Source organism: Clostridioides sp. ZZV14-6153, from assembly GCF_020657855.1.
Lineage (GTDB): Bacteria > Bacillota > Clostridia > Peptostreptococcales > Peptostreptococcaceae > Clostridioides.
In genome coordinates, this window is record NZ_JAGWCZ010000042.1 from 1 (window position 1) to 1,593 (window position 1,593).

1 rRNA gene is annotated in these 1,593 nt (G+C 47.7%); it reads left to right on the forward strand.

Features of this window, described 5'->3' with window-relative positions:
• Positions 1–59 precede the first annotated feature (59 nt).
• Positions 60–1,593 (forward strand): 23S ribosomal RNA (locus tag KGF46_RS19685); the annotation flags it as partial.

The window sequence follows — 1,593 nt, forward strand, 5'->3', positions numbered from 1 at the left end:
TGATAACTTTTTAAAATTATCGAAGTTGATAGCTTCTAATCTATCAAACCTTTTTAACTGGTCAAGTTATTAAGGGTGCAGGGCGGATGCCTTGGCACTAGGAGCCGATGAAGGACGCGATAAGCTGCGATAAGCTTCGGGGAGTTGCACGTAAACTTTGATCCGAAGATTTCCGAATGAGGAAACTCACTTAGAGTAATGTCTAAGTATCATTAAGTGAATACATAGCTTAATGAGGGGAACTCAGGGAACTGAAACATCTAAGTACCTGAAGGAAGAGAAAGAAATTCGATTCCGTAAGTAGCGGCGAGCGAACGCGGAATAGCCCAAACCAATAAAGTTTTCTTTATTGGGGTTGCGGACATATCTTAAACGAAGAGGTATCGTAATTGAAGAGGTTTGGAAAGACCCACCACAGAAGGTAATAGTCCTGTATGTCAAACGAGAAAACTTCAGATATGATCCAGAGTACCACGGGACACGTGAAACCCTGTGGGAAGCAGGAGGGACCACCCTCCAAGGCTAAATACTACCTAGTGACCGATAGCGTATAGTACCGTGAGGGAAAGGTGAAAAGAACCCCGGGAGGGGAGTGAAATAGAACCTGAAACCCTGCACTTACAAGCTGTGGAAGCACATTTCTTGTGTGACCGCGTACTTTTTGTAGAACGGGCCAACGAGTTACGTTAAGTAGCAAGGTTAAGCACTTAAGGTGTGGAGCCGTAGCGAAAGCGAGTTTTAACTGAGCGTTCAGTTACTTGACGTAGACCCGAAACCGGGCGACCTACCCATGAGCAGGATGAAGCGAAAGTAAAATTTCGTGGAGGTCCGAACCCACGAGCGTTGAAAAGCTCGGGGATGACTTGTGGGTAGCGGTGAAATTCCAATCGAGCCCGGAGATAGCTGGTTCTCCCCGAAATAGCTTTAGGGCTAGCCTCAAGGTGAGAGATACGGAGGTAGAGCACTGAATGTCCTAGGGGGTATTGCACCTACCGAAGACTATCAAACTCCGAATGCCGTCATCTTATACTTGGGAGTCAGACTGTGGGTGATAAGATTCATAGTCGAAAGGGCAACAGCCCAGATCGTCAGCTAAGGTCCCTAAATGTAAGTTAAGTGGTAAAGGATGTGGGATTGCACAGACAACCAGGATGTTGGCTTAGAAGCAGCCACTCATTCAAAGAGTGCGTAATAGCTCACTGGTCGAGTGATCCTGCGCCGAAGATTTCCGGGGCTAAAACTTACTACCGAAGCTACGGCATCAGTAATGATGGGTAGGGGAGCTTCCCATACGGGTTGAAGCATGACCGTAAGGACATGTGGACAGTATGGGAGTGAGAATGTTGGCATGAGTAGCGAGATGTGGGTGAGAATCCCACAGGCCGTAAACCCAAGGTTTCCAGGGGAAGGTTCGTCCGCCCTGGGTTAGTCGGGACCTAAGCTGAGGCCGAAAGGCGTAGGTGATGGACAACAGGTTGATATTCCTGTACTACCGATAACCGTTTGAGAGATGGGATGACACAGTAGGATAAGCTAAGCACACTGTTGGTTATGTGTGCCCAAGCATTGAGGCAGTCAGAGTAGGTAAATCCG